General features: G+C 44.6%; 20 protein-coding genes. 6 read left to right on the forward strand and 14 right to left on the reverse strand.

Going from position 1 to position 23209, the window contains the following annotated elements; translation table 11 throughout:
- Positions 1-15 precede the first annotated feature (15 nt).
- Genes ABEW32_RS01665 through ABEW32_RS01700 form a run of 8 tightly spaced genes read right to left on the reverse strand, consistent with a single transcriptional unit; the run spans position 16 to position 10422 of the window.
- A complete protein-coding gene (locus ABEW32_RS01665; protein ID WP_430184103.1) occupies positions 16-2040 on the reverse strand; it encodes a polysaccharide deacetylase family protein in 2025 nt (674 codons plus the stop codon).
- Positions 2041-2057: 17 nt separating this feature from the next.
- Positions 2058-3125 (reverse strand): hypothetical protein, encoded by a 1068-nt coding sequence (locus ABEW32_RS01670; RefSeq protein ID WP_430184105.1) that lies wholly within the window; start codon positions 3123-3125, stop codon positions 2058-2060.
- A 41-nt stretch (positions 3126-3166) separates the two neighbouring features.
- The gene (locus ABEW32_RS01675) at positions 3167-4540 is read right to left on the reverse strand and encodes an N-acetylglucosaminidase (protein WP_430184107.1); all 1374 of its coding nucleotides are present in this window, start codon (positions 4538-4540) and stop codon (positions 3167-3169) included.
- Positions 4541-4564: 24 nt separating this feature from the next.
- The gene (locus ABEW32_RS01680; protein ID WP_430184109.1) at positions 4565-5971 is read right to left on the reverse strand and encodes a discoidin domain-containing protein; all 1407 of its coding nucleotides are present in this window, start codon (positions 5969-5971) and stop codon (positions 4565-4567) included.
- Positions 5972-6015: 44 nt separating this feature from the next.
- Positions 6016-8880, reverse strand: a complete 2865-nt coding sequence (locus tag ABEW32_RS01685; protein ID WP_430184111.1) for a phage baseplate assembly protein V — start codon at positions 8878-8880, stop codon at positions 6016-6018.
- A gap of 48 nt (positions 8881-8928) precedes the next feature.
- A complete protein-coding gene (locus ABEW32_RS01690; RefSeq protein WP_430184113.1) occupies positions 8929-9306 on the reverse strand; it encodes a DUF4280 domain-containing protein in 378 nt (125 codons plus the stop codon).
- Positions 9307-9320: 14 nt separating this feature from the next.
- A complete protein-coding gene (locus ABEW32_RS01695; protein ID WP_430184115.1) occupies positions 9321-9833 on the reverse strand; it encodes a hypothetical protein in 513 nt (170 codons plus the stop codon).
- The gene (locus ABEW32_RS01700) at positions 9817-10422 is read right to left on the reverse strand and encodes a hypothetical protein (RefSeq protein WP_430184117.1); all 606 of its coding nucleotides are present in this window, start codon (positions 10420-10422) and stop codon (positions 9817-9819) included. Before ABEW32_RS01700 ends, ABEW32_RS01695 begins: the two co-directional genes overlap by 17 nt.
- Positions 10423-10790: 368 nt before the next feature.
- Between ABEW32_RS01700 and ABEW32_RS01705 the strand changes: the two genes are divergently transcribed.
- Entirely contained in the window at positions 10791-11975 is a 1185-nt protein-coding gene (locus tag ABEW32_RS01705; protein ID WP_430184119.1) for a GAF domain-containing sensor histidine kinase, read from the forward strand.
- A 137-nt stretch (positions 11976-12112) separates the two neighbouring features.
- On the opposite strand, the gene ABEW32_RS01710 is transcribed toward ABEW32_RS01705, so the two are convergent.
- Positions 12113-13069 (reverse strand): nucleoside hydrolase, encoded by a 957-nt coding sequence (locus ABEW32_RS01710; RefSeq protein WP_430184121.1) that lies wholly within the window; start codon positions 13067-13069, stop codon positions 12113-12115.
- 212 nt (positions 13070-13281) lie between these two features.
- Here ABEW32_RS01710 and ABEW32_RS01715 point away from each other — a divergent pair, with 212 nt between their 5' ends.
- Positions 13282-13875 (forward strand): hypothetical protein, encoded by a 594-nt coding sequence (locus ABEW32_RS01715; protein ID WP_430184123.1) that lies wholly within the window; start codon positions 13282-13284, stop codon positions 13873-13875.
- 76 nt (positions 13876-13951) lie between these two features.
- On the opposite strand, the gene ABEW32_RS01720 is transcribed toward ABEW32_RS01715, so the two are convergent.
- From ABEW32_RS01720 to ABEW32_RS01730, 3 genes are read right to left on the reverse strand one after another with little or no spacing between them, the layout of a single operon-like run.
- On the reverse strand, positions 13952-14560 hold the full coding sequence (locus ABEW32_RS01720) for a pentapeptide repeat-containing protein (RefSeq protein ID WP_430184125.1): 609 nt from the start codon (positions 14558-14560) through the stop codon (positions 13952-13954).
- A 39-nt stretch (positions 14561-14599) separates the two neighbouring features.
- Complete coding sequence (locus ABEW32_RS01725; RefSeq protein ID WP_430184127.1) at positions 14600-15109, reverse strand: MarR family winged helix-turn-helix transcriptional regulator; 510 nt, start codon at positions 15107-15109, stop codon at positions 14600-14602.
- Positions 15099-17471 (reverse strand): ATP-dependent DNA helicase, encoded by a 2373-nt coding sequence (locus ABEW32_RS01730; protein WP_430184129.1) that lies wholly within the window; start codon positions 17469-17471, stop codon positions 15099-15101. Before ABEW32_RS01730 ends, ABEW32_RS01725 begins: the two co-directional genes overlap by 11 nt.
- A gap of 169 nt (positions 17472-17640) precedes the next feature.
- On the opposite strand from ABEW32_RS01730, the gene ABEW32_RS01735 reads away from it, so the two are divergent.
- On the forward strand, positions 17641-18717 hold the full coding sequence (locus ABEW32_RS01735) for a GGDEF domain-containing protein (RefSeq protein ID WP_430184131.1): 1077 nt from the start codon (positions 17641-17643) through the stop codon (positions 18715-18717).
- A 133-nt stretch (positions 18718-18850) separates the two neighbouring features.
- Entirely contained in the window at positions 18851-19024 is a 174-nt protein-coding gene (locus ABEW32_RS01740; protein ID WP_430184133.1) for a Spo0E family sporulation regulatory protein-aspartic acid phosphatase, read from the forward strand.
- 63 nt (positions 19025-19087) lie between these two features.
- Here ABEW32_RS01740 and cidR read toward each other — a convergent pair whose 3' ends face one another.
- Positions 19088-19993: a cidABC operon transcriptional activator CidR gene (gene cidR / locus ABEW32_RS01745; RefSeq protein ID WP_430184135.1), complete on the reverse strand. Its 906-nt coding sequence runs from the start codon at positions 19991-19993 to the stop codon at positions 19088-19090.
- 131 nt (positions 19994-20124) lie between these two features.
- Between cidR and ABEW32_RS01750 the strand changes: the two genes are divergently transcribed.
- Both ABEW32_RS01750 and ABEW32_RS01755 read left to right on the forward strand, forming a co-directional pair.
- Positions 20125-20496 (forward strand): CidA/LrgA family protein, encoded by a 372-nt coding sequence (locus ABEW32_RS01750; RefSeq protein WP_430184137.1) that lies wholly within the window; start codon positions 20125-20127, stop codon positions 20494-20496.
- Entirely contained in the window at positions 20493-21170 is a 678-nt protein-coding gene (locus tag ABEW32_RS01755; protein ID WP_430184139.1) for a CidB/LrgB family autolysis modulator, read from the forward strand. The genes ABEW32_RS01750 and ABEW32_RS01755 overlap by 4 nt, the downstream gene beginning before the upstream one ends.
- Positions 21171-21320: 150 nt before the next feature.
- On the opposite strand, the gene ABEW32_RS01760 is transcribed toward ABEW32_RS01755, so the two are convergent.
- Positions 21321-23024, reverse strand: a complete 1704-nt coding sequence (locus ABEW32_RS01760) for a glycerol-3-phosphate dehydrogenase/oxidase (RefSeq protein ID WP_430184660.1) — start codon at positions 23022-23024, stop codon at positions 21321-21323.
- Positions 23025-23209: the final 185 nt, after the last annotated feature.

The raw sequence follows: 23209 nt of genomic DNA on the forward strand, positions 1-23209 counted from the left end.
GCTCCTTTTTATCGGTTAGTTTACGTTTATCCGTTGTTTGCTTACGTATTGAACGACATCTTTAATGGTTTGATTATGTCCCTGATCGTTAAGAGTCTCATCTAATGCAGGGAGCGTGGTAAAAGTTTTATTTTTTTTCTGAAAATAAATATCCGCTATAGGGAATTCATCAACTCTACCAGGCCCATGAATCCCGTTGTCAACATCGGCAATGATGATAACATCCTTCAATCCATCCTTATTCACATCCTTGAAGGCCACTGCTTCTACTCCTCCGTAACGTGCAACCCACTCACGGTTCCCGTAGAAATTGGGGAATGGATATAGAATATGTCCTTGGTCATCCAGTAGGAAGAAAAAGAATTTACGAAAACCTTCTGAATACCCATATGTGGATACAAAACGTACTTTTCCAAAGCCTTCGAGAGTAGTTTGAAAAGACTGCGACTCTTCAATTTCATATTGGTCGGTATCCAATTTTTCACCGCCAACTGTGGAAACAGACTGATCCTCAACAGAACTTAGCTCACTCCATAGTTTCTCATTCTGCCTGATATTCTCTGGAATTTGTGCAAAATGAATTTCATACTCCGCATGGTCCCCTACTACATGAGCCATAGGTACACTCATTCCCAACGAATCATTTGTGAGATAACTAAACGATTCCATTTCTACTTCCGCAAGCGAACCTTTGGTTGCATCCGCATTTGTTAACAATTGAATCAAGTCATCTTTTGTGAAATCACCGATTAACCCTTGTTGCTCCGGCTGAACAGTTGTAATCTTCCCGCTTTTTATAAGCTCAATAAAAGGTTTCTCGACTTTTATCAGATCTCTCAATCTTATTCTTGAAACCTGCCTCATATCCAGGTTCGTGGTATAAAACATATGAGTAGCATAGGCTGCATCCTTCATATAATGAATACCCGTATATTGAACACTCAAGAATCGTTCACTTTGTCGTTTGATCTCATAATCAATTTCGACATGGACTCCGGCATTGGAATCCGCATAGTTTTGTAATCCTTCTAAAGCATCAGTCTTAAGAATTTGGTTTAAAGATTTCTGCTTTGCAATATCCTTGAGTTTTATAATTTGAGGGTATTTAATCACTATTCCATTTCTTGAATATTCTTTTTGAATGAGTTCATAACTTTGCCGTTCACTATAAGTATTCAAGGCGCTGCTATATTCGGAATCAATACGGACTTCTCCACTTTTGGAGAACTCAATGATAAGGTTTTGTTCAGAATCATCACTGTCTATTAAGAAACCATCGCCGTGGTCTAAAACTCCGATACTCATGCTATCATGTTGTCGATTCTCTAAAATAAACTCATCTGTATTCTCGTTCAATTCCCACGCATCCGGAAGCTTTATCTTATCTGTTACTATTTCTTTCTGTGTCCATTTTTCTCTGGAGAATTCCCACAACGCAACAAATACGGGATCTGGATGATATATGGAAACATGTCCCCCTAACCACAACTGTATTCCTTGGTCTGAATCTCGAACCACAAAGTCTGTAGTCAATTCTGGCCCGCCATCCTCAATCATCTGGGCGTGTACAAGTTGCTTCGAACTCCACCACTGAATAAATGTGTATTTATCTCCGATCGTATCTGTCAGGGTTTTAGGTGCTCTATAATTCACAATTCTAACGTTTAGCTGCCCACTTTTTAACTGAAACGATTTTGTTAAGATAGTGAGATTATTATCGAACTTTTCTACTAATTCTTCATCCTTCATCTCTGAACTTTCAGGATCATTTAACAACGAATTAAGTTCCTGTGTGAACTCCTCAAGCTTATTTTGTCTGGTATCAGAATCCTTATTTTCATCGTTGACTATATGAAGTTTTTTCACTAACGTATCCAGCTTTTTCGAATAGGAAGTTGTTTTATCGTCATTTTGGAGAGATAGTACATGATTTGTTTCAGTTGCTGGAGAATCCTGTCCCTTCATGCACCCATTCAGCACTACACAGGAAATGAGTAGTAACAGGACGCAACAAGTTCGCCCGTACTTCAAGTAATTCATGCTGGATATCACACTTTCTACAATTTATCGTTCATCTCTATACTCATAATCTTCCACTTGCCTGACTGCTTTTCTAATGTAAATAGAAGTCCTTGGTTTGATTCCTCTTCTTCTGAGCTACTCTTTACCAAAAACACCCGCTGATTAGCCTCATTAGCAATCTCTTTTATGTTCAGATCTAATCCCGTATAGTCCATAGCGGAAAAATCTATGATATCTTCAAAATGATTTTTCGAGCTTGCTGACAACGCAGTGAATTCCGCCATTTCAGGCAAGTGTATCAAGAAGCGATTCATAAGATAACGATCTTCCAAATAATTTTGAATAATATCTTTGGGAACCGTGGGATATACAAATTTTTTATTTCCATTCTCGTATAGTACTTTTGTTTTTTCGGGTCCGGTGCTGTCGAATTTTTGATATGTTATTATCGTATGTTGTTGAATATCCTGAAAACGGTAGTAACTCACATCCTCAAAAACACCATCTTTATTAATGTCCTCTAGCTTCCTGCTCCCTTGCCCTGTTGCTTCTGGATAACTGTAATTAAGGTTGTTAATTTGGTTATGGTTCAAAGCAAATATAGAGAAGCCTTCTGCCTCATTCACTTCGCTAGTTGAATATACAACTATAAATTTTTGTTCTGTTTGATCTAATTTCATAATTTTCATGTCTGTATTAAGATGTGCAACCATAACTGGGTCCTCTAATTTACCAATGATATGATAGCCAGCATCCTTCCGGACTACAAATATGTTGTCAATCACCCCTTTTTCTAACCCAAAAGCAAGCACGTATTCCGGCTTTCCATCAAGGTCCAAATCTTCTCTTAGCATTTTCTGAAGCTGCTCATTTGGGGGTTGGATTTCCTTTATAAACTGATCTAAGGTGTTAGAATCTTGCACATTAGTTTTCCCAGTATCCTCCACAGTAACTTTACTAGTATCTTCCGTTATCTCAGGACTAACAACAGTTGATGTAGATGGTTTAGGAGCGATATTTTTTACCTCGGCCTCTTTATTCACACCACAACCACTAAGAATTAAAACAACTAAAACGAGTGCAAATAACTTATCACTAATCACACTTTCCCTTCTTTCAAAATGCCTATTTTATGATAGTTTGATTACCTTGATGAAGCCTGTGTAGGTTCAGGACAAGCCGTTGCAGGCATATTCTTATATACGGGTATTCTAAAAGTAAGAGGTGCATCTACGGTTTTAAGACCCTTGGAAAAGCGATCCGATTTTACATAAGCATCCATAATATTCGTGGCATACTGCTTACTAACAGTTCCGTTATTCCTAAAGGAATTTACATTCCACTTTAAGCTATAAAGCGTATCTTGCCCTGTTTGAATATAATTTCTATAAATCCATTTACCTCCACCAATTATTGCACTATCGACAGAATTCCAATTCTCTGACTTAGCTTTTTTTGCACCATTTTTGAGCGCACTCCCATCGTTTGCGCCAATGCCATACATATTGTACCATCCGATATATCCCGGAACCTGTCCCTTACCTAAAGTTGAAGTTCCGCCCCCTGATTCAACCATAGCTTTTGCTGCTAAAAATACTGCACTCGCTTCATTGCCACCTGCCTTTAAGAATACATCCCCTTTATTAGCCAAGCTCTTGCTGAGCACTTTATTAACAGCATCTTTATTTTGAGTGTTCTTATCATACTTTCCCGACAAAAATTGAAATACACGAGATTCAGTCAGAAAGTTACGCGGGTCTAAAAAATATGAAACTGCTTTAGGGGAAGCGGCGTTATATCCTCTATCATATTTGAACTTAGGGTCTCTCCAAGATGGTGAATATCCATATTTGTCTACTTCCGTACACACCAGTCCATTTTTCATTTCTGCCTTGAGAAAACTATTAAAATCTACATTCGTTTCTTCTGCTATAAAGCGCCAAGAAGGATGCTGCTTGTGTAATTTTATTAGAGCTGGCCTGTATGATTCCGGAAATTTAGCAAGCTCAGCTTCAAAGCTATCATTTCCTGATTTATCAGGAGGTGCTTGTTCAGTTTTAGAACCATCCTTTGATTTATTGGTAACTGGTTCTTTTGGTGGTTCTTTAATACTAGTATCGATCAGCCCCAACTTCTCTCGAATGGCTCGTCCCACCTTCTCAGCAGCTAACTTTTCCCTGATATTCCCGCTTGCCTCTGCAGTCATCCAGCGGATTGTTTCTTTTTTCATTTCCTCTTGAGCCCACTTGGGGAATGTGGCCATTTCACGTAATTTGCTTCGTAGCCCCTCTGCTAGCTTTTGTGCTTTACGCATGCCTACCTCATCACCGTTGGCTTGAGCGATGTACCAGTCCTCTTTGTATTTACGCAGCCAGGACTGGGCCCAGTCGGGGTAATTCAGTTTCTGTTTCTTCTGTTCTGCCACCAGATCAAAAGCCTGTGCTTTTCTGTGTGCATTAGCGGTTGTTAAAGCTTTCAACATAGGGGTTGCACCAAACGTTGGCTCTTTCCATTTCATAGGCTATCTCCTTTGTTAGGGATGCTAGAAGAATCGTATCTCCGACATACATGTATCGTGATATTTGGTTCCTCGCTCTACGGCCTCAATCGTTATTTTCACAAAAGAAGTATGAATAGGTTTATCCAGAAATTCGTTTCTTATAAAATCATTATCTATCATCATGGTCTGTCCATTTGAAAACTCCAGTTTCATTCGTTTAACTCTATTATTTGCTTGGAAGGCATTGGATGACTTAGCTAAACCATTGATAAGCTTGAAACCGTTCAGTTCTTGTACAGAACCAAAATCAATTTTGATCCACTCTCCAATTCCGTCTCCCTTAACTCCTTCACACCAAGCTGTGCTCGCATCTCCATCCATGATGTTACGGGCAGCATAGGAGTTCCCTGCTTGGTCAGAAAGCGTAGAAGATGCGCTAATCTTCTTTGCCGGAATACTTTTCTGATATCGCATCAAATTCGTTGTAGTCTGCACCCATTGTTTAGGAACGGTGGGGAATCCTATCCTATGCATGATATCAGGGTATTTCATACGCAGATCTGTTTGAGTATCATGTTGTTCTACTTCTCCCGACGAGTTCAAATAAGCGGTCACGCGGCTATCCAAGGTTAAAACAGGAGCTTCAGAGGCCTTTTCCAACAACCTCCTCTGCTCATTCTTTAAATTCAACATAAATGTCCGGTTAGTATCGTTGTTGGTATAGACCAGTAGGTCGTTCTTAAGCCATTCTTTAACCTGTATATTCTCTTGCCCCATGCTGATTCGATTAATTTCTTTATTGTTCAGTAGATCGAAAATGATTAAGTTATTATACCCATCCTGTATACAGAGCTTCTTGCTATCTGGAGAAAAATGATCAAAAAGAGCAGAATCATCTGTGCCTGTATAGCTCAAAACATTGAGCTTTTTAGTAAGTCGTTCCTGAATACTATATTGATAAAAGTCCCCATTCTTTGTATAAATACATCTACTTAAATCAGGGGATACCACAGCATAGTAGCTATTTGGTATATTGAACTGATATAATTTCTTAGACGTGGATAAGTCATAGATTAGGAAAGCACTATAATTCAAATAGTTTGTTTCTCTGTATAAAACTATGACTTTGCCATCATCAGAGATTCGGTGTATCTCCAGTTCACTTTTAGGGAAATTCTCCTTATTGTTTACATATAACTCATCTACAATGTCATCTAAATCAATATAGGTATTGCCTGTAGAGTCATCCATATTCGCCAAATAGTCTAAAGACTCACTATCATTTTCTCCTTGAAGCCACATCCACTTTGTCTGTTTATTATTCTGTATTGGTTTTACTACCTGCTTTGTATTACTTTTGTTATATTCGCTCTGTGTTGCACTATCATTATGTTGGACACAACCATATAAAATTGAAAACGCCAGACAACATACTATTGTTTTCCTCATTCAACCCCCTCCCTCCTACACACTACTTTTTTTCATTGCTTATACTATTTCTCTCTGTCTTTTCGGTCAATTATAGCTAGTCCTTGAATCGATTCATTAGGTTTTTCTTTTAAAGAATGCTTCACCACACCTAGCACAATAAGAAATTGTGTAAACTCATCTTTATGGATCGTAATACAGCCAGTTGAAGTTTTATCAGGCAACTTATCTTCATCGTAACCCTTGTGAATGTTGATACCAGTTGCATTATGGGGCTTCCTGTTCTTACCTTTCGTTGAAGGTACCACTCCTCCATTTCTAACGCGTAACGCTGGATACCTCTTTTTTAGATTATTAATTTTGTGCCATCCACCTACAAATTCATATACCCCATCATTTACCGTGGCGTCCTCATTTTCATAGTCAGGAAGCGTACTAGCAGTTTTACTTGTATACTTAATCTCGCCATCTATCACCACAATTGCCATAGCTCCATATCGACCCTCTGGATGATCTTTTTGCTTATAACTATAAGAACCATCCCCTTCAAAGAAAAACACAAGCGGTGCTTTACGATTCGAGGACAGCTTCTTTTGAATGATACTGTTATTGGTATAATCGTTTACTCTGTACAGAGCCCGGGCTTGATTACCTTTTATGCCTTTACTACTTATATAGCTTTCAATCTTTTTCACCGCTACCAATCCATCTTTATAATCCTTAGGATCTAATGGCTTCGTTTCCTCTTTCGACGGTTTATCAGGAGTAGTCGGCGTCTTCTTGCCCGGTTCCGTTTTCGTTGTTGGAACTGCTGGCGTTGCAGGCTTGCTAACCTTAGGCCATGGAAGAATGCCATTGGCTACTTGATGCAGGTATACGGCCAGCACATCACGACCATAGCCCTTATTCTCCAGGCCGTATTTTTTCGCAAAATCGTGCAGTGCGGCGTTAAGCTCTTTATCCCAATCACCTGTAGTTGGTAGCTTGTACGAGAAGCTGTCTGGATACTTTTTGGCAAGCTTGTTCAAATTCTCTCTAGCGAGCTGGCTGTTCACGCCATACTTACTCCGCAGGGCCACCGCTTCCTTAGCCATAGCCTTTTGGTCGGCAACGGTCAGCTTATGAGCCGCATCGGCGTATTGCCCGGAAAGCTCCTCCAGCCGATTCGCATCGAGATAGGATTTAGCTGAATGCCCACGAATCAGTTCGTTAATTAGCACATGGTCACGCAGTTGGTTGGCAAGAAGATGCATCTGCTTTTGCTTGGCCTTGTCGCTTGCGCCGTGCGCTTCCCACCACTGGGACGTGTATTCATGCATTTGCGCTCTGGCCCAGGCAGGCATACGATCTATTTCTGCCACCTGCTGACGCAATTGCTTGGCCCTGGCTGCTGCTTCCTTGGCCCCCTTTTTGTCCCCTGCTGCCACGGCCTTGTAGTAGTCGGTTTTGTACTGAAGCAGCAAATCCTGCACCCACTGTGGAGATCCCTTCCCTTTTAATTCTTGAATCAGGGATTGATAAGCTTTCAGTTCGGCATCAGGCATCTGATTCTTCATGAACTTACTAGCCTTGATATGGAGCGTTCCATCGGTTCGGATATAGCTGTTTTTGCACGCCAGAGATATTTCGCGAGTAGCGGTCATCTGTACCTTTTTGCCATGCAGCACCAAGTCTGTATCGGCGTGAAATGTAAGATCATGATGGCTGTACACGTGAATACCCGAAGCAGGATTTAAGCGTACAAGTATCTTGTCTTTCTGGGTGGAGAGGGCTAATTCCTTATCATCGAATCTCGCCACTTTTTGTGTTTTGGTATGAAACAGCTTTCTAGACGGCTGGCTGATTTCATCTCCTGTGTAGTCTCTCTTACGCAGAGATTGAACTACACGAGCTTCCTTTTCCTTATTGGATGGAAAATACAAATGAACATGATCCCCAAGCTCGGGCATGCAATGCCAGCCGATCCCATCACCGGTATACATAGTGGGGTAAGAAAACCAGCACCCTTCAGCCTTGGACTGCGTGGAGTCTACGGACAAGTGAAGTTTAACGGATTCGTTTTCGCTATTTAATTCAATAACTTTCCCTTCAATAGAAGCACCTTTGATAAACTGATTATGTATAACCTCCCTCGGAATGCCCGCTTCTGGAACGAGAACGTAGTCATATGTCATAATACCTTGCTTCATCTCTGCATGAATCTGATCAATCACCCAATGCTTTCGCCGAAACAAGACCACATCTCCAAGTTCAAAACGTTTTGTATCCTCCACTTCAGCATACATATACTGGGGGCCTGACTTTGTTTTTTGGATTGAAAAGTTAATGCTGCTCAGCTCACCTTTCACCTGTTCTTTGGAGGTACCTAACCATAGTCGCGGAAATACGGATGTAATCTCGGCAATCAGACCAGTGTGCAGATGAGAGGCCATCCTTTTCAGAAACTCCCAATCACTCTCCCCATACTGAATAGTAAAGCCGCCGAGCTTTTGGTTACTGTCCGTCATGTCAATAAAATCGCCGTGTGGATAGCTATCTATAAGCTCCCTAAACAATTGATAATACGTCAAGCTGCTGTTTTGAAACGAACGATTTTTCCGTTGTCGATCCAGCATATATGTAAAAGAGGCTGCCTCTATGTACATGTGATATACACCATTTTTGAAACCAATTCTAATATGGGTGACGATTCCTTTAAAGATGCTTACTGTGCCTCGATCTTCATCCATCTCGTATACCTCTAGCACATCCTCATCATGGGCTAAACCATCATATTTCGCATGATCTTCATCCGGTATGAGAGCCGTGATGTACACTTTGCCGTGCTCATTTACCTTCTGTGTCAATTGAATATCCAGCAGACGGACAATTTCATACGGCGCATTCACTCTAATATTTCCATAAGTCAGCACAGCTCCTGCCAGTCCCATCTTACTCCCCCCATTTGTCTTAGCATGTGATGTTTCTACAATGAGTAGCTATTCCTGCCCATCTGACGTGAATGAAATTTTTCCGCACCACATGCATAGGTTCGTGGAGCAGCTCATCAGAGCCGGAGATTGATCTACGTATACATCCTTCTTTCCATTCAACCAAGGCATTGACACGCTCGGTTTGCAGGGCTGCGGAATGATTCTCCCAGAATTGCCCTTGTTAGCAGAAGAAACTGCAGGATTGTGCATACTACGGCACATGCCGAAAGATTGGATATGCGTCTGCGGGTGAAAATCCTGAATATTCCCCTGCAATTTATCACCAATACTAATCCCCCTGTTAGATGAAACACTAAACCTGCCCGAATGACTTCCATAGGTACAGTGTATCTGCGCCCCATCCACCACATAGCTCTCACTCATGATCGGACTCTCCTTTATATAGACGGCCTCTCCGTATCGACCTTTTGTAATTTCATCCCTGTCAGATTAAACTTCAACATGCATTCAGCCACATCTAGGTCCACAATGATATGCTGATTGGCATGCTGAACCCTGAATATCTTATGATTCTCGACTGCATATTCATCTAAAATGATTTTCTTCAGTGTACCGTCCCTATGACATTCGCTAAGTGGTGATAAACACATCAGGCTAGGCGGATGAGTCAGCCAATACCTCGTTTGCTGCATACGCTGCATATCAGCAAAAACAATCAGCTTCCAGCGTAATCCGGCTTGGTATATATCAAAGATTTCCTTTAGTTGCTCAGAAACAATGGCTACTGGTTGCTCTATAAAATCAATATAGTCCGCATCGCCTGATACATAACATTGCAAAATAGACTCTTCATCAGTACACAATGAGCGTTCTGCCCATTCCAACATTTGTCTACGATTTGTCTCTACTGGAAACATATACTCTGTAATACGATTATCCTGTTGAATCATGTAGTACTCCATAAGCTGTTGGATACACCACCTCACTGATTCCTTTATACTCTCCTATTCTTATTTCCAAATCGTTCTCGCATTTCAATGCTTGGAATTCAGGGAGTTGTACAGCCTGCTGTATAGCGTCTTTAGCTAATTTCAAAATGTATTGATGAAATTCCCACACAGCCTGAAGGACATATCGCTCGACATCAGGCTGAATAACCTTATTCATATAAGGTTTTCGAAGCTGATTCAGTTCGTCCTCCAGTTCTGCCAACAAGCTGAACGCCCAGCCTGCATCATAGGTTCCATGCCAAGGTTGAGGGTCAAAGTACCAATCCTTACCATACACCTCGATGACATAGTTATAATTGCGATCCATCAGATATGTGCGCCGCATAGAATAGGTAATATATCCGATGCTTATTTTGGCCATTTCTGCAGAATTCGCTTGCAGGCAGATCAATTGAAAGGACTGGATAAAAGAGAAGATAAGCTCTTCTTTTCTGTGCTCATACAAAGACGCCACCTGATGTAATTTCTGATTCAACACAGCTTCCCCATAGGTCTTATGGAAGTGATCTAGGGCTTCCAGTCTATTCATAATTCCACCTCTGAACCTATTATATAGAATATTTACATGATTTTACTGGTTCTATCCTCCTATTTAATTACACTTTTTTCATATGATGAGATTGCAAACGAATGTATAAAAAACCAAAAAAATCATTTTATGATTTCATAAATGTGTACTCGCATACCCCATACCTCTCAGAAAAACTGTAGACTAGACCTAGGAGATGAAGGTTTGTGCAAATGAATAGGTAAATCGAAGTAGAAAGCTCGGTTTATAATGAAATAATCATGTATAATTAACGATACGCTCCAACAACACTTTCAGAGAACCGGGAATGGGGTACACAAACTACTAGAGTTTTGATCACCACCACTTTGCATCAGGATTGGAGACACATGACTACTTCACCTACAGGTTTTTATAATAGTATTCAAGAAGCTACCGCACACGTCATTGATGTGCTGAGTGATATTTTACATGTAAATACCATTTTTATTGCCGCTAACGATGGGGTTACCAATGTGATCTTAGATTCATTTAACCGGGAAGAGGTACTGGTTCGCAATGGTGAGGAGCTTCCTTTTGAGCTTAGCTATTGCAGTCTGGTGCTGAAGCATTCAGCCGATTATCTCACCATTTCGGAAACGTCTACTCACCCGCATACATGTGGTTTAGATGTGACTAAAACCATTGGGAACCACTCATTTACAGGAATTCCTATTCGCATGAAAGATGGTCAGGCTTACGGAACCATTTGTGTTTTGGATGCGCCATCTGCCCATTTGACAGAAACGGAAATAAAGGCTCTTCAGGCTATGGCTGTATTTCTGGGTTATGTGGTAGAACTGGAAAAAGACAAGTTCGATGCTGAAGTCTCTTCTATGAACAAGCTGGATTTGATTTCTTCCCTGAGTAATAAAATTCGGTTTTCGCTCACTGAAATTTGGGGAGCCACGGATCTCATGCTGACCACGGAGTTAACAGAAGAACAACAGCAATATATGAGTATCATGGAGTCGAGCAGTCGCTCACTTATGATGCTGTTGAATAATATTTTGGATTATAGCAATATTGAATCCAGACAGATTGATGATCTTGAGGACCCGTTTGACCTGAGAACGATGATGGAAAATGTGTTGAGCTTGTACACAGAAGTAGCTGTGCAACGGAATTTAGAATTGAAGCTGGATTGGAATCTTGCCAGTTCGCCTATTTTTATCGGGGATGAGGCTAAAATTCGGCGTATGCTGATTAATTTGGTGGATAATGCAGTGAAGTTTACAAGCACAGGATCAGTCATCTTATCTGCGACCACTCAATCTGTGACCGATGCGCCTGAGGTTGAATTGGAAGTACGGGTGAAGGATACCGGAATTGGTATATCTCCGAATAAGCTGAAATTGTGGCTTGAGCATGACCATGGGTACTCTCCCTCATATGACAATCCCGGCTTGGGTTGGCAGATTACCAAACAGCTGTTGAAACGAATGAATGGTAAAATGACAGGGATTAGCGAACCTGGCAGAGGGACGGAGATCACGCTCCAGTTTACTCTGAAAATATACCAGGAGTCAGCCTGAAACAGCAGTAGGTTTGTAATCATATGGGGCGCAGATTATAGTAATAAAACCCGTGACCGATAACGTCACGGGTTTTAGCTATGAATACATACTAAACAGTATGATCACTTTATGCCACAGGTCCGTAAACCGTTGGCTTAGTAACGTTTGGGCGCAGCCAGCTTAGCCAAATCCGCCATATACGTAAAAAAGGCTTCAGGGTCTGTATCATATACCAGATTCACAGGACGTCCATCCGCCTGCTCCACCGTTCTGCCTTGACTTGGGCCCTCTGCGATAACGCTGCAATGCACGGTCTTTTTCTTGACAATGTCTGGGCGTCCTACAGATGCAGTAGTCAGTACATCCCATAGGTAATATGTTGAGTTGGTCTCACTGTACACAAGCGGAGGACATCCTGCGTAGCAATTGCCCAGGAAATCAATGCCTTCATATCGGCGCTCGGCAGCCCAACGATTGCGTACGGAAGGAGTTAAAGGCACTTTGCTTGTGCTTTCCAGCGCTACCAGATCAATGGTGATGCCGCTTTGCCATACCCGATATGCCGCTTCCGGGTCCCAGAACACATTCCACTCTGCGGTACCGTCATGCTCCGGCTCCTCCACATTCCCTTTTTCAAAGGTGCCGCCCATCCATACCAGCTTTTCAATCTTGGCTTCAATATCCGGTGCTTCATCCAGCGCCCGTGCCAGATCGGTTAGCGGTCCAGTGAATAGCAACAGCGTTTTACCTTCAGCTCCGCGTACTTTTTCGATCAGATGCTGATGAGCTGGCAGGGATGAAAGTGGTGCTTCCATTCGGCCCGATTCATTCAGCACGGGTAATGCATCTACATAGAAGGAATGTAAACGCCAAGCGGCAGGAAACGGATTTTTACCGCGTGAATTAGACTTGGCGACTTCAACAGGGCCTTTATTTTGTCCAAAACGATCAATAATTTTACGGCTGGCATCCGTCGCCGGCTCCAGGTAACCATCTGCTGGAATAACCGATACTCCGGTCAAATGAACCTGTTCCATCTGAAGCAGCATAAACAGGGATACTAGATCATCCACTCCACCATCATGATTAAAATAAACGTTTGTCTGACTCATCTGTCTCTTCCTTCCTTTATCCCCGTAAAACAGGCTTGTTCTTTTATCGGCAACCATCCTTCATTATGCCTGATCGCTTCACAGGAGTAAATGTGCGATAGAGCCTGAGTGAGCGTTTTTTTGTTGCTCCGTGCTTAATCAAGGTAGAAATGTGTGTAATAACAGGGTAGAATGATAGGTCCTAATCGGAAGCGTATGAAGGAGAGATGCATATGACATTTCGAACAATAGAAGAGTTGGAGCAGATCCGCAAAGAGTGCAAATCCATGGTGACGAAAAGGGCTGCAGCTTCGGGAGGAGCTGTATTGGTCCCGATTCCGGGAGCTGACGTTCTCGCAGATGTTGGCATATTGATGCAGCTGCTGCCTGCCATTAATGAAAAATTCGGATTATCTGAAAAGCAGTTGGAGGGTCTGGATGCAGAAACCAAGTCGATGGTGTATGGCTTTATCACCTCGGTTGGCAGCAAGCTGATCGGGCGACTTATCACCCGAGAAGCCATTGTGAATATTTTGCGGAAAATGGGAATTCGCATCGCCACCAAGCAGGTTAGCAAGTTTGTCCCGCTACTGGGACAAGGGCTAGCCGCGGCGATTGGCTTTACTGCCATGCGAACCATTGGCAATCGGCATGTCGAAGAGTGCTATGAAGTGGCTAAGCGCCTGCTGGAACAGCAAACTGCCGTAGATACGGCACGCAACTGGACGGTACCACAACAACCTTTAGATCCCGTGGGAGCTGATCGTTTGCCCAATCAGAATCCGGCAGCAGCGATTCCACTACTACCGGTATCCAATAAAGATTAATCTAATAGATTTAGTAGTCCTCAATTTGTCCAGCACGGAGTAACACAGGTCGGATAGCTCCTGTATCTCCGTGCTTTTAGCTATCTACCTTGGCTCCATAGGAGCGTGCCACTGCTACTGCCTGCTCGATATCCAACTTGGCTCCGGTGATGTTCAAATCTTTAAAATTGACACCTTCCATCTTCGCACCTCGCAGGTCCGTTCCTTGAAGATGGGCTTTGTGCAGTCTTACCCGGGTAAGATCCGCCTCCCGCAAATCTGCCTTTTCCAGATTGCATTCGGATAAGTCAGCTTCTTTAAATCGTATTTTTCGCAAATCCTGTTTTCTTAAATCGGCATGACGCAAGTTCGTATAAGACCAGTCTCCACCCGTAATCGTGATGCCGTCCATATTGGCACCCGCAAAATCTGAACCTACCAGCTTGCAGTTATCAAACCGGACTACAAACAGATTGGCGCTGGTGAATAGACAATTCGTAAAAGCAGATTCTTTGTAGTGAGATGCATTCAGAATGGCTCCGGTAAAATCACAGTCCACAAAGGTACAGTCTTCTACAAGCGACTCATTCATCTCTACGCCCCGAAAGCGACATCGGGTAAACTCGCAATTTCTCCACTCGCCTTCTCTGGCATCCATTGAGCCAAAATCACGGGATTCATAGACCTCATCTGTATAAAAGAACATATTCCCTCTCTCCTATTCCTTATTCCCGACACCAGGAAATCAGCATTTCGGCAACGACCGCTCAAAACCGTTTTTCATTTTTCCGAGCAAACTCTTCATCATCTTATGATCCTGTGGCGTAAACTCAGACATACACGAACGGATCAACTTTGTATAATAAGGGACTATCTTGCTTAGAAGTTCTCGTCCCGTCTCTTTTAATCCGACAGTCACCATCCGTCCGTCACTCTCGTGAGCCACACGTTCTATCATTCCATCTCGCTCTAAACCGTCGATCAGTCCCGTCATGGTCCCACGCGTGACATCCGCTTTTTCCGCTAACTCCGATGGTGTCATGCGATGCGGCGCATGGCAATGCAACAGGCTAAGAACAATAATCCGACCTTGAGAAGCCCCCAACTTGGTCAAATCTGTATCCATTTCCCTGAAAATACCGTTAGCCAAGCGCGCAAATGTCACAAAAGTCTCTATATTATCCAACTCGGCATCCTCATGCCCAAAGCTACGCAGCACCCCGCGTATGGAGTCATTATGAAAATTAAAATTCATAGTCCATCCATTCCTTCCTTAATCCTGCTTGTTCTGTCAAATGGTAACTTTTCCATTCATCTGGCAACAAAGAAGCATACGGCTCCTTGGCAAAACGATCGTCTACCAGGACCAGCAGCCCTTCGTCATGCTCTGTGCGAATAAGTCTGCCACCTGCCTGAAGAACCTTGTTCATTCCCGGATATACATACGCATAGTTGAAACCATTTCGTCCCTGTTCCGAAAAATAATCCCGCAGCACATCCCGCTCCGCTCCAATTTGCGGCAAGCCGACGCCGACGACCACTACCCCGTTTAAGCGATCACCCGGTAAATCGACGCCTTCAGCAAACACACCACCCAGTACGGCAAAGCCAAGCAGGGTGTGCTCTTGCCCAGGCTGGAAGGCCTCCAGGAACCGATCCCGCTCGGGTTCGGTCATGCCTAGACTTTGCACCAGCGTATCTGCACACACGTCCCGAAGCATGAATTCCTCATATACCTCTCGCAGATATGGATAAGACGGGAAAAACACAAGGATATTCCCTTTCCGCTCCGCAACCAATCCAGCCAGCATATCCGCTATCGCTCCTTTGGAACGCTCACGATCCCGATAACGGATGGAGAGCGGCAGCAGACGTACATCCCATTGCTCCTGATGGAAAGGGGAAGGGACCTGTAACGTATAGTCTTCCTCGCTTGCTCCGAGCATGTCCCGGTAATAAGCAAGCGGTGTCAATGTCGCCGAAAAATATATAGTTGAGCGGTAGTTCTTTACAGCCTGTCCCAGCAAGTGCGAAGGATCGAGGCAGAACAGCTTGATCCTCACCTCACTGCGCCCCGCTTCAATATAAGTAACGTAACGTTCATCGTATAAAGCAGCGATTCGCAGCATATTTTGAGCGGTAAAATACGTATCCAGAAGCAATGCGTAGGCCGTACCCTCACTGCTTGCGCGACTTGTACTGCTCCCCGTCACCAGTTCACGTTCAGCGGCTTCCACAAAAGGCACTAGCAGCTCTAGCACCTCTTGCGGTGCTGCTGTTTCCACTGCTTTTCCTGTATCCGCATGTAGCTTGCGCAGCGTAATCATCTGTGCGTTCACCGCACTCGCAGCCGCAGCAATCTCCGGGTTTAGTGACTTAAATTCTCTTTTCAGTTCCAAAAAAGAAGATTTCAGGATTTCCGCCGAAAACATGTCCCGGCCACGTTCCACCAGGTTGTGTGCCTCATCCACCAGTACAACACCTTTTCGCTTGTGCTCCTCCAGTAATCTTTTCAGAGAAATTCGTGGATCAAAAACATAATTATAATCACTGATTATACCATCCGAGGCATATGCCACATCTAGTGAAAATTCAAAGGGGCATACCTTATGCTTGCGCGCATAATGCTCAATCACCGCCCGCGTCATTAACGTCTCATTCGCCAAAATATCGGACACCGCACCGTTGATCCGGTCGTAATAGCCCTCGCACATGCTGCATGCTCCTGCATCGCAATCATTTTCATCCTTGAAGCAAATTTTATCCTTCGCCGTCAGCGTTACCACATGCATGTGCAGCCCTTGGGCCTGCATTCGGGCATAAGCCTCTTCAGCAGCTGCCCGGGTTGTGGTACGAGCCGTTACATAATATACTCGTCTAGCCAGCCCTTCGCCCATTGCCTTAATCGCAGGGAATAAGGTGGAAACGGTTTTACCAATGCCTGTGGGCGCTTTGGCAAACAAGTTGACTCCTTCGGCAATCGTCTTGTACACCGAACCTGCTAAAGCTCGCTGACCTGAGCGATACGTGTCAAAGGGAAAGTCTAACCTAGCAATACTGGCATCCCTCTTCTCCGCATGTGCTCTCAGCAGGAATGCATACGGTGCATAACCAGCAATCATCTCCTGAGCGAAAGCTTCCAGCTCTGCAAAAGATAGCATCCGTCTAAAGCGGCGAATATTTTCACTGTGCGCTTGTACATAAGTAAGTTGAATCTGCATGGAATGATGTTGCTCGTCACGAGCAATCATATAGGCGTACAGAAATGCTTGTGCCCAGTGCACGGGCTGGCCGTCTCCCTGAATATCTTCGAGGGGCAGAGAGATCGATTTAATTTCGTCAACCGTCCATACGCCGTCCAGCTCAATCAGCCCGTCACAGCGACCTTCAATGATGAACAATTCGCCCTTATGCGAAATTTCTGTACGTAAATGTACCTCTTTGCGATCATGCTCTTTGTAACCCTTTTGGATAACCTGATGCACGCGAGTTCCTTCCAGCATACTGCTATTCGAGCGAAAGCCGCTCTGAATGCTGCCACTCCGATGCACATATTCCACAAGTGGACGCACCGATATGTGAATTGGTTCCTTCATACGATCACCCGTTCCGGTCATAGTCCTTACACTGTACCACGTAGATCAACGAAACGTAAGGGACATAAGAATCGTTTGTGGTCGATTGGTATTCATTCATATCTACTTTTTACCGAAATATAGAAAATGAGGCCTTTTACTTTATTCCCAACGATACTACAACTCACATCACAGCATAAAGGACAGGGATATGTTAAAAGAATTAATTAACAATTTTGCGTTATTAACGAGCTTCTTATTCTTTGGAAATTTGTTTTCACGGAAATATGAACGTTACCTGACAAACCATGCACTCATTCATCAGGTAATCAACGGTTTAATGCTGGGCCTGTTTGGCATTCTGTTAATGATGACCGGTTTATGGATCCAGGGGTACTTTGTGGTTGATTTGCGCCAATTGGCGATTATCATATCTGTTTATATGGGAGGATCGGTATCCGGTCTGCTGACCACCCTGATCATAAGTCTGTACCGTATTTACCTCACAGGGGGTTGGACGGATATTTCTCTGACTGCTACTGTCAATTGCTTCATGACATTAATCGTTTCACTTATCTTTATTCGAGAAAAAAGGCTAACACTCAGCAAATGGATGTCAGCCGTGCTCGGAGCTGTTGTTGTGTCGCTGTTATCTACTTTCTTTGTGGCTAATCCTCCGAATTCGGAAACTATTATAATAATCACAACCGTTAAGATGCTGGGCGGCTTGTTCACTTATTTTATGATGTCCCATATCAAAAAAACAGAACGGGCTATTCATCTGCTAGAAGAAGCTGCAAATCGTGATCATTTAACCGGGCTATACAGTCCACGTGCCTTTGATGCGTTGTTTGAAGAGGCACTTCATGCCTCCAAGGCTACGAAACAACCCTTTGGACTTGTGATGCTAGATATTGACCACTTTAAAAAAATTAATGATACGTATGGTCATTTGAACGGAGACACCGTCTTAAGCCAGCTGGGACTTCTGTTAAACCGGGAGTCGACTACGAGAGCATATCCCTCCCGTAAAGGTGGAGAGGAATTTGCCATTATAATTGGAAATTGCGATAGTCAGAAAGTAGCAAGCTTTGCCGAAAAGATTCGGAAAGCTGTGGAAAATGAATGTTTTCTCTTGAATGACGGAACCGTGATCTCTTTAACCGTATCCATCGGCGCAGGCAGTTCTCCTGTCATTGCATCAAGGCACTTACTGGAAAAGTCAGACGAGGCATTATATGAAGCTAAACGTTCAGGACGTAATCAGGTAAAAATGGCAAAACCATAATTATTAGTCGCTAAATGTCAGGAAAGCTGGATTAATGTTAATAAAAAGTGGTAAAATGGAAATAACAATCGTTAATAAAAACTTCTGCCGCTAATGGAGACATGCCTTACAATCGACATGGGGGGTGGGCTTTGTGGACCTCGAACAATTGGAAAAACTCATGGAAAAGGAACGCCGTGAACTGAATCGCATGGCTGACTTACACGGATTAAGAGATGAACGTGTATTGGACAAATCCTCCAGGCTTGACCGTATTATGGACAAGTACCTTCACACCAAGCGCGCAATCAACCAAACACACTCATAGAAGCAAGCTACTTCGCTGCCCCTCGGGGCAGCTTTTTTATGATGTAAGCCACATCCGTCCTTCTCACCGACGACTTCCGCCATATGCTGTCTGCAACAAGCGTTGTGTGAAAGAAATCCACTCTCTGGCGGCAAAGGACAGATAACGATCGTTCCGCCAAATCATCCCCAAATGCCAAGGAATGACAGGATCAACGAGCGGAAGAACACGCAAGCGTTCGGAATCCAAATCCCGGCATATTGCCTCTGGCAATAACGCTACTCCCAGGTTGGCAGCAACCATTTCGCTGATCAAATCCCATTGGGAGCTTTCATAGACTACACGCGGCTGAAAGCCAGCACGAACACATTCGGCAATGATACGGTCATGTAGCGTAAAATCCTCACGGAATAGTACAAATGCCTCCTCCGCTAATGCGGATAGCGGCACCTCCTTGCACTCAGCCAATGCATGCGTTGGATGAACGAGCAAATTCAGCTTTTCCTCCACAAATAGAAATGTCTCGAACATATCTCCAACCGGAGGCAGCACAATCACCCCGATATCCAGCGCCCCGGCTTCTACGTCCTGTTCCACCTTCTTCGCTCCATCCTCGAACAATTGAATCGTCACATCAGGAAAAGCCTTGTGAAATTCACCAATGACACGCGGAAAAAAGCTAGACCCGACCATAGGAGGCAGACCGATGCGGATATGTCCTTTTTTCAGGTTCATCAAATCACTCAGTTCTGAGGATAAGCTCTGGAATGACTTCACAATCGCTTGTGCCTGAAGCTCAATGACTTTGCCTGCATCCGTCAGTTCGATTTTTTTGCCAATACGATCGAACAAAGTAACTCCCAATTCTTCTTCCAGGCTTTTAATCGTCTTACTGATCGTCGGTTGAGTAATAAACATGCTCTGAGCTGCCTTGGTAAAGCTGCGCAACCGCGCGACTTCCAAAAAATATTGTAAATGTCGGATATCCAAAACTACACCTTCCCTCATAGCCAAACGGAATAGATTTCATTCTTTATATGCATTTTACTCATGAAAGCTTGTGATGTAAAATTTCATTACAGTTTGAAAATAACGGATCTCAAAGATAGGAGACATTATATATGAAAAGCTTCATACGCGGTGTCCTTCAGATCGCCGTCCTGATGGCCTTTTCGCTCATCCTGAACGCGCTGGTCTCCTGGCTCCACCTGCCTATACCCGGTAGTATCATCGGTATGTTGATTCTCTTTATCCTGCTGCAAACGGGCGTGGTCCGACTGAGCTGGATCGAGGTTGGCGCAAACTGGTTGCTGGCCGAGCTGCTATTATTCTTTATTCCCTCTGCTGTTGGCGTTATGAATTATTGGCCGATGCTGGAACACGACGGCATGAGCATTATGCTGGTCGTGCTGCTTGGCACCTTTCTGGTGATGGCCTGCACAGGTATGATCGCCAGTCTGCTTGGTAAACGAAAGGAGCATAAATCATCATGACCGGTCTTCTATGTATTATATTGACACTTGCTATTTACTGGATGGCCAAACGTATGTACCGCACATTGCCCAAGGTGTATTTGTCCCCATTGCTCATTACACCTGTTGTTATCATTTTGATTTTGACGCTGACGGGTGTGAACTACCGTTCTTATAATTCAGGCGCTCATTTTCTATCCATGCTGCTACAGCCAGCTACGATTGCATTTGCTGTCCCTTTGTACCGATATTTCCCTGTGTTAAAAAAACACGCGGCTCAAATCGTGCTTAGTGTGTTATCTGGATCGGTCATAGCCGTGTTATCCTCCATGGCGCTCGCCAAGTGGATGCACCTGGATTCTTCGCTGCTGAGCAGCTTGATTCCTCGCTCCATTACGACACCTATTGCGATGAATGTATCGCAGACGATTGGCGGTAATCCGACAGTCACGGCTGTATTCGTTATTCTGACCGGATTGAGCGGTCTTATTATTGGCCCGATGATCGTCAAGCTGTTCCGGATTGAAAATGAAGTTTCACGTGGGGTGTTGCTCGGTACCGGTGCTCATGGTACGGGTACTTCCAAAGCATTCGAATTCAGTTCGCTGACAGGTACCATCTCCAGCATCTCGATGGTGCTCGCCGCCCTCTTTACCCTGGCGGCTGCGCCGTTCCTGTTCCACTTGATACTGTAAGCCATCCTTATACAAAGAAGCAGCGATTCTCTTATAAATAGAGAATCGCTGCTTTTGTTTTGTAGGTCCCTTTTTCACTTCAAGCTGCAGTGAGAACAGAAACGATTGTGGTGAAGCGGAGCGCTCAGGCATACACAATCGTCATTCCTGTCAGATAGCTTTAACAACGCCGGGTTTCGCCTCTACCTCTACAGGGGTCACCGCTTCGTACAGGTAAGCATCCAACTCAGTCGTATATTGGCGTTCTTGCTCGGTGCTCCAGCCTGCATGTTCGGACATCAACGTGACGACAGCCTGTTTCCAGCGCTTCACCTCGGCAATCTGAAAGAACAGTGCCCCGGTTCGGCGTATGAAAAAGTCAGACGGCGTCACCGTCATTTCCTGTTCCATCGCGTACAATAGCGGAACACGCACTTCTATAGGCAACGCCGCTTCCGTCTCGGTGGCGTTCTTCATGCTCCGTATCGCTATGGCAAACAACTGCTCCGCATTAGAGCCATAGCGAACAGCCCATGCTCTGGCGGTTTCTGGCGGCAGACCAAGCGCAGCGCCCGCTATGGCTTGCTTGCTCACGAAAGCGTCCCAGCCCGCCGAGCCACCTACACTGCCGCCCGAAATCGGGATGTGCCTCGTGCGGCATGCCCGAAAGCTCTGCCCATGCAAGCGGCCCAGCTTCCGTACCGCACGATCCACGACGAGTTCGGACATTTTCCGGTAGCCTGTCAGCTTGCCGCCTGCAATCGTGATCAGACCTGAACGGGATTCCCAAATTTCGTCCTTGCGTGAAATTTCTGAAGGGCTTTTACCATCTTCATAAATGAGCGGGCGTACCCCTGCCCAACTGGATTCCACATCTGCAACCGTCAGCTTCACATCCGGGAACATCCCGTTGATCGCTTGAAGCACATACGCCCGGTCTTCGGCAGTCATCCGGGGATGCGCCGTATCTCCCTCATACACCGTGTCGGTCGTACCTGCATAGGTTTTGCCGTCACGCGGGATCGCAAATACCATGCGTCCATCCGGTGTATCGAAGTACACGGCCTGTTGAAGTGGGAAGCGCTCCGCATCGAAGACCAAATGGATACCCTTCGTCAGGCGAAGCACCTTGCCCTCTTTGGAGCGATCCATTTCCCGCAACGTATCCACCCATGGCCCGGCAGCGTTAATGACCAGTGAAGCCCTGATTTCGTACGGCTTTCCCGTTACCCGATCGGTTACACTGGCGCCACTTATTCGCCCGCTGTCATATAGCAGCTTGTCAGCCTTGGCATAGTTCACGGCCAGCGCCCCGCGTGTAACGGCTTCCTTCATCACCTCAATCGTCAGTCGAGCGTCGTCTGTGCGGTACTCCACATAACTACCGCTTCCCTTCAGTCCTTCTCTCTTCAGCAAAGGCTCGCGCTCCAGCGTAGCCTGGATGTCCAGCATGCGGCGGCGCTCACTACGCTTCACGCCGGCGAGGAAATCATATACCAGCAAACCAATCGAGGTGGTGAACGCATTAAATGTGCCGCCCTGGTGAAAAGGAAGCAGCATACGCTCCGGGATGGTCACATGAGGACCATTTTCGAATACGATGGCTCGTTCCTTCCCGACCTCGGCTACCATTTTAACCTCAAATTGCTTCAAATAACGAAGACCGCCATGCACCAGCTTGGTAGAACGACTGGATGTGCCTGCTGCAAAATCCTGCATTTCCACCAGAGCCGTCTTCAACCCGCGGTCCGCTGCGTCCAGCGCAATTCCCGCCCCTGTAATGCCGCCGCCAATAATTAAAATATCAAAATGCTCACGCTCCATACGCTCCAAAGCGGCCGTTCTCTCCTGTGCAGCAAATCCCTGTTCTCCCATCATCTATCCCTCCAACTTTGTACATGTCTGCTATATAATCTGACACCGAATCATCAAAAGGTACAAAAAAAGACCACGAACATCGCTGCGGCGGATGCCGAGCGGCTTATGGTCTCTCCAAGTCTCCTGACGAGTATTAACTTATCTATATCGTAGCACACACCCTTCACGATGAAAAGGGAAAT

Source organism: Paenibacillus jamilae, from assembly GCF_050482105.1.
Lineage (GTDB): Bacteria > Bacillota > Bacilli > Paenibacillales > Paenibacillaceae > Paenibacillus > Paenibacillus jamilae_B.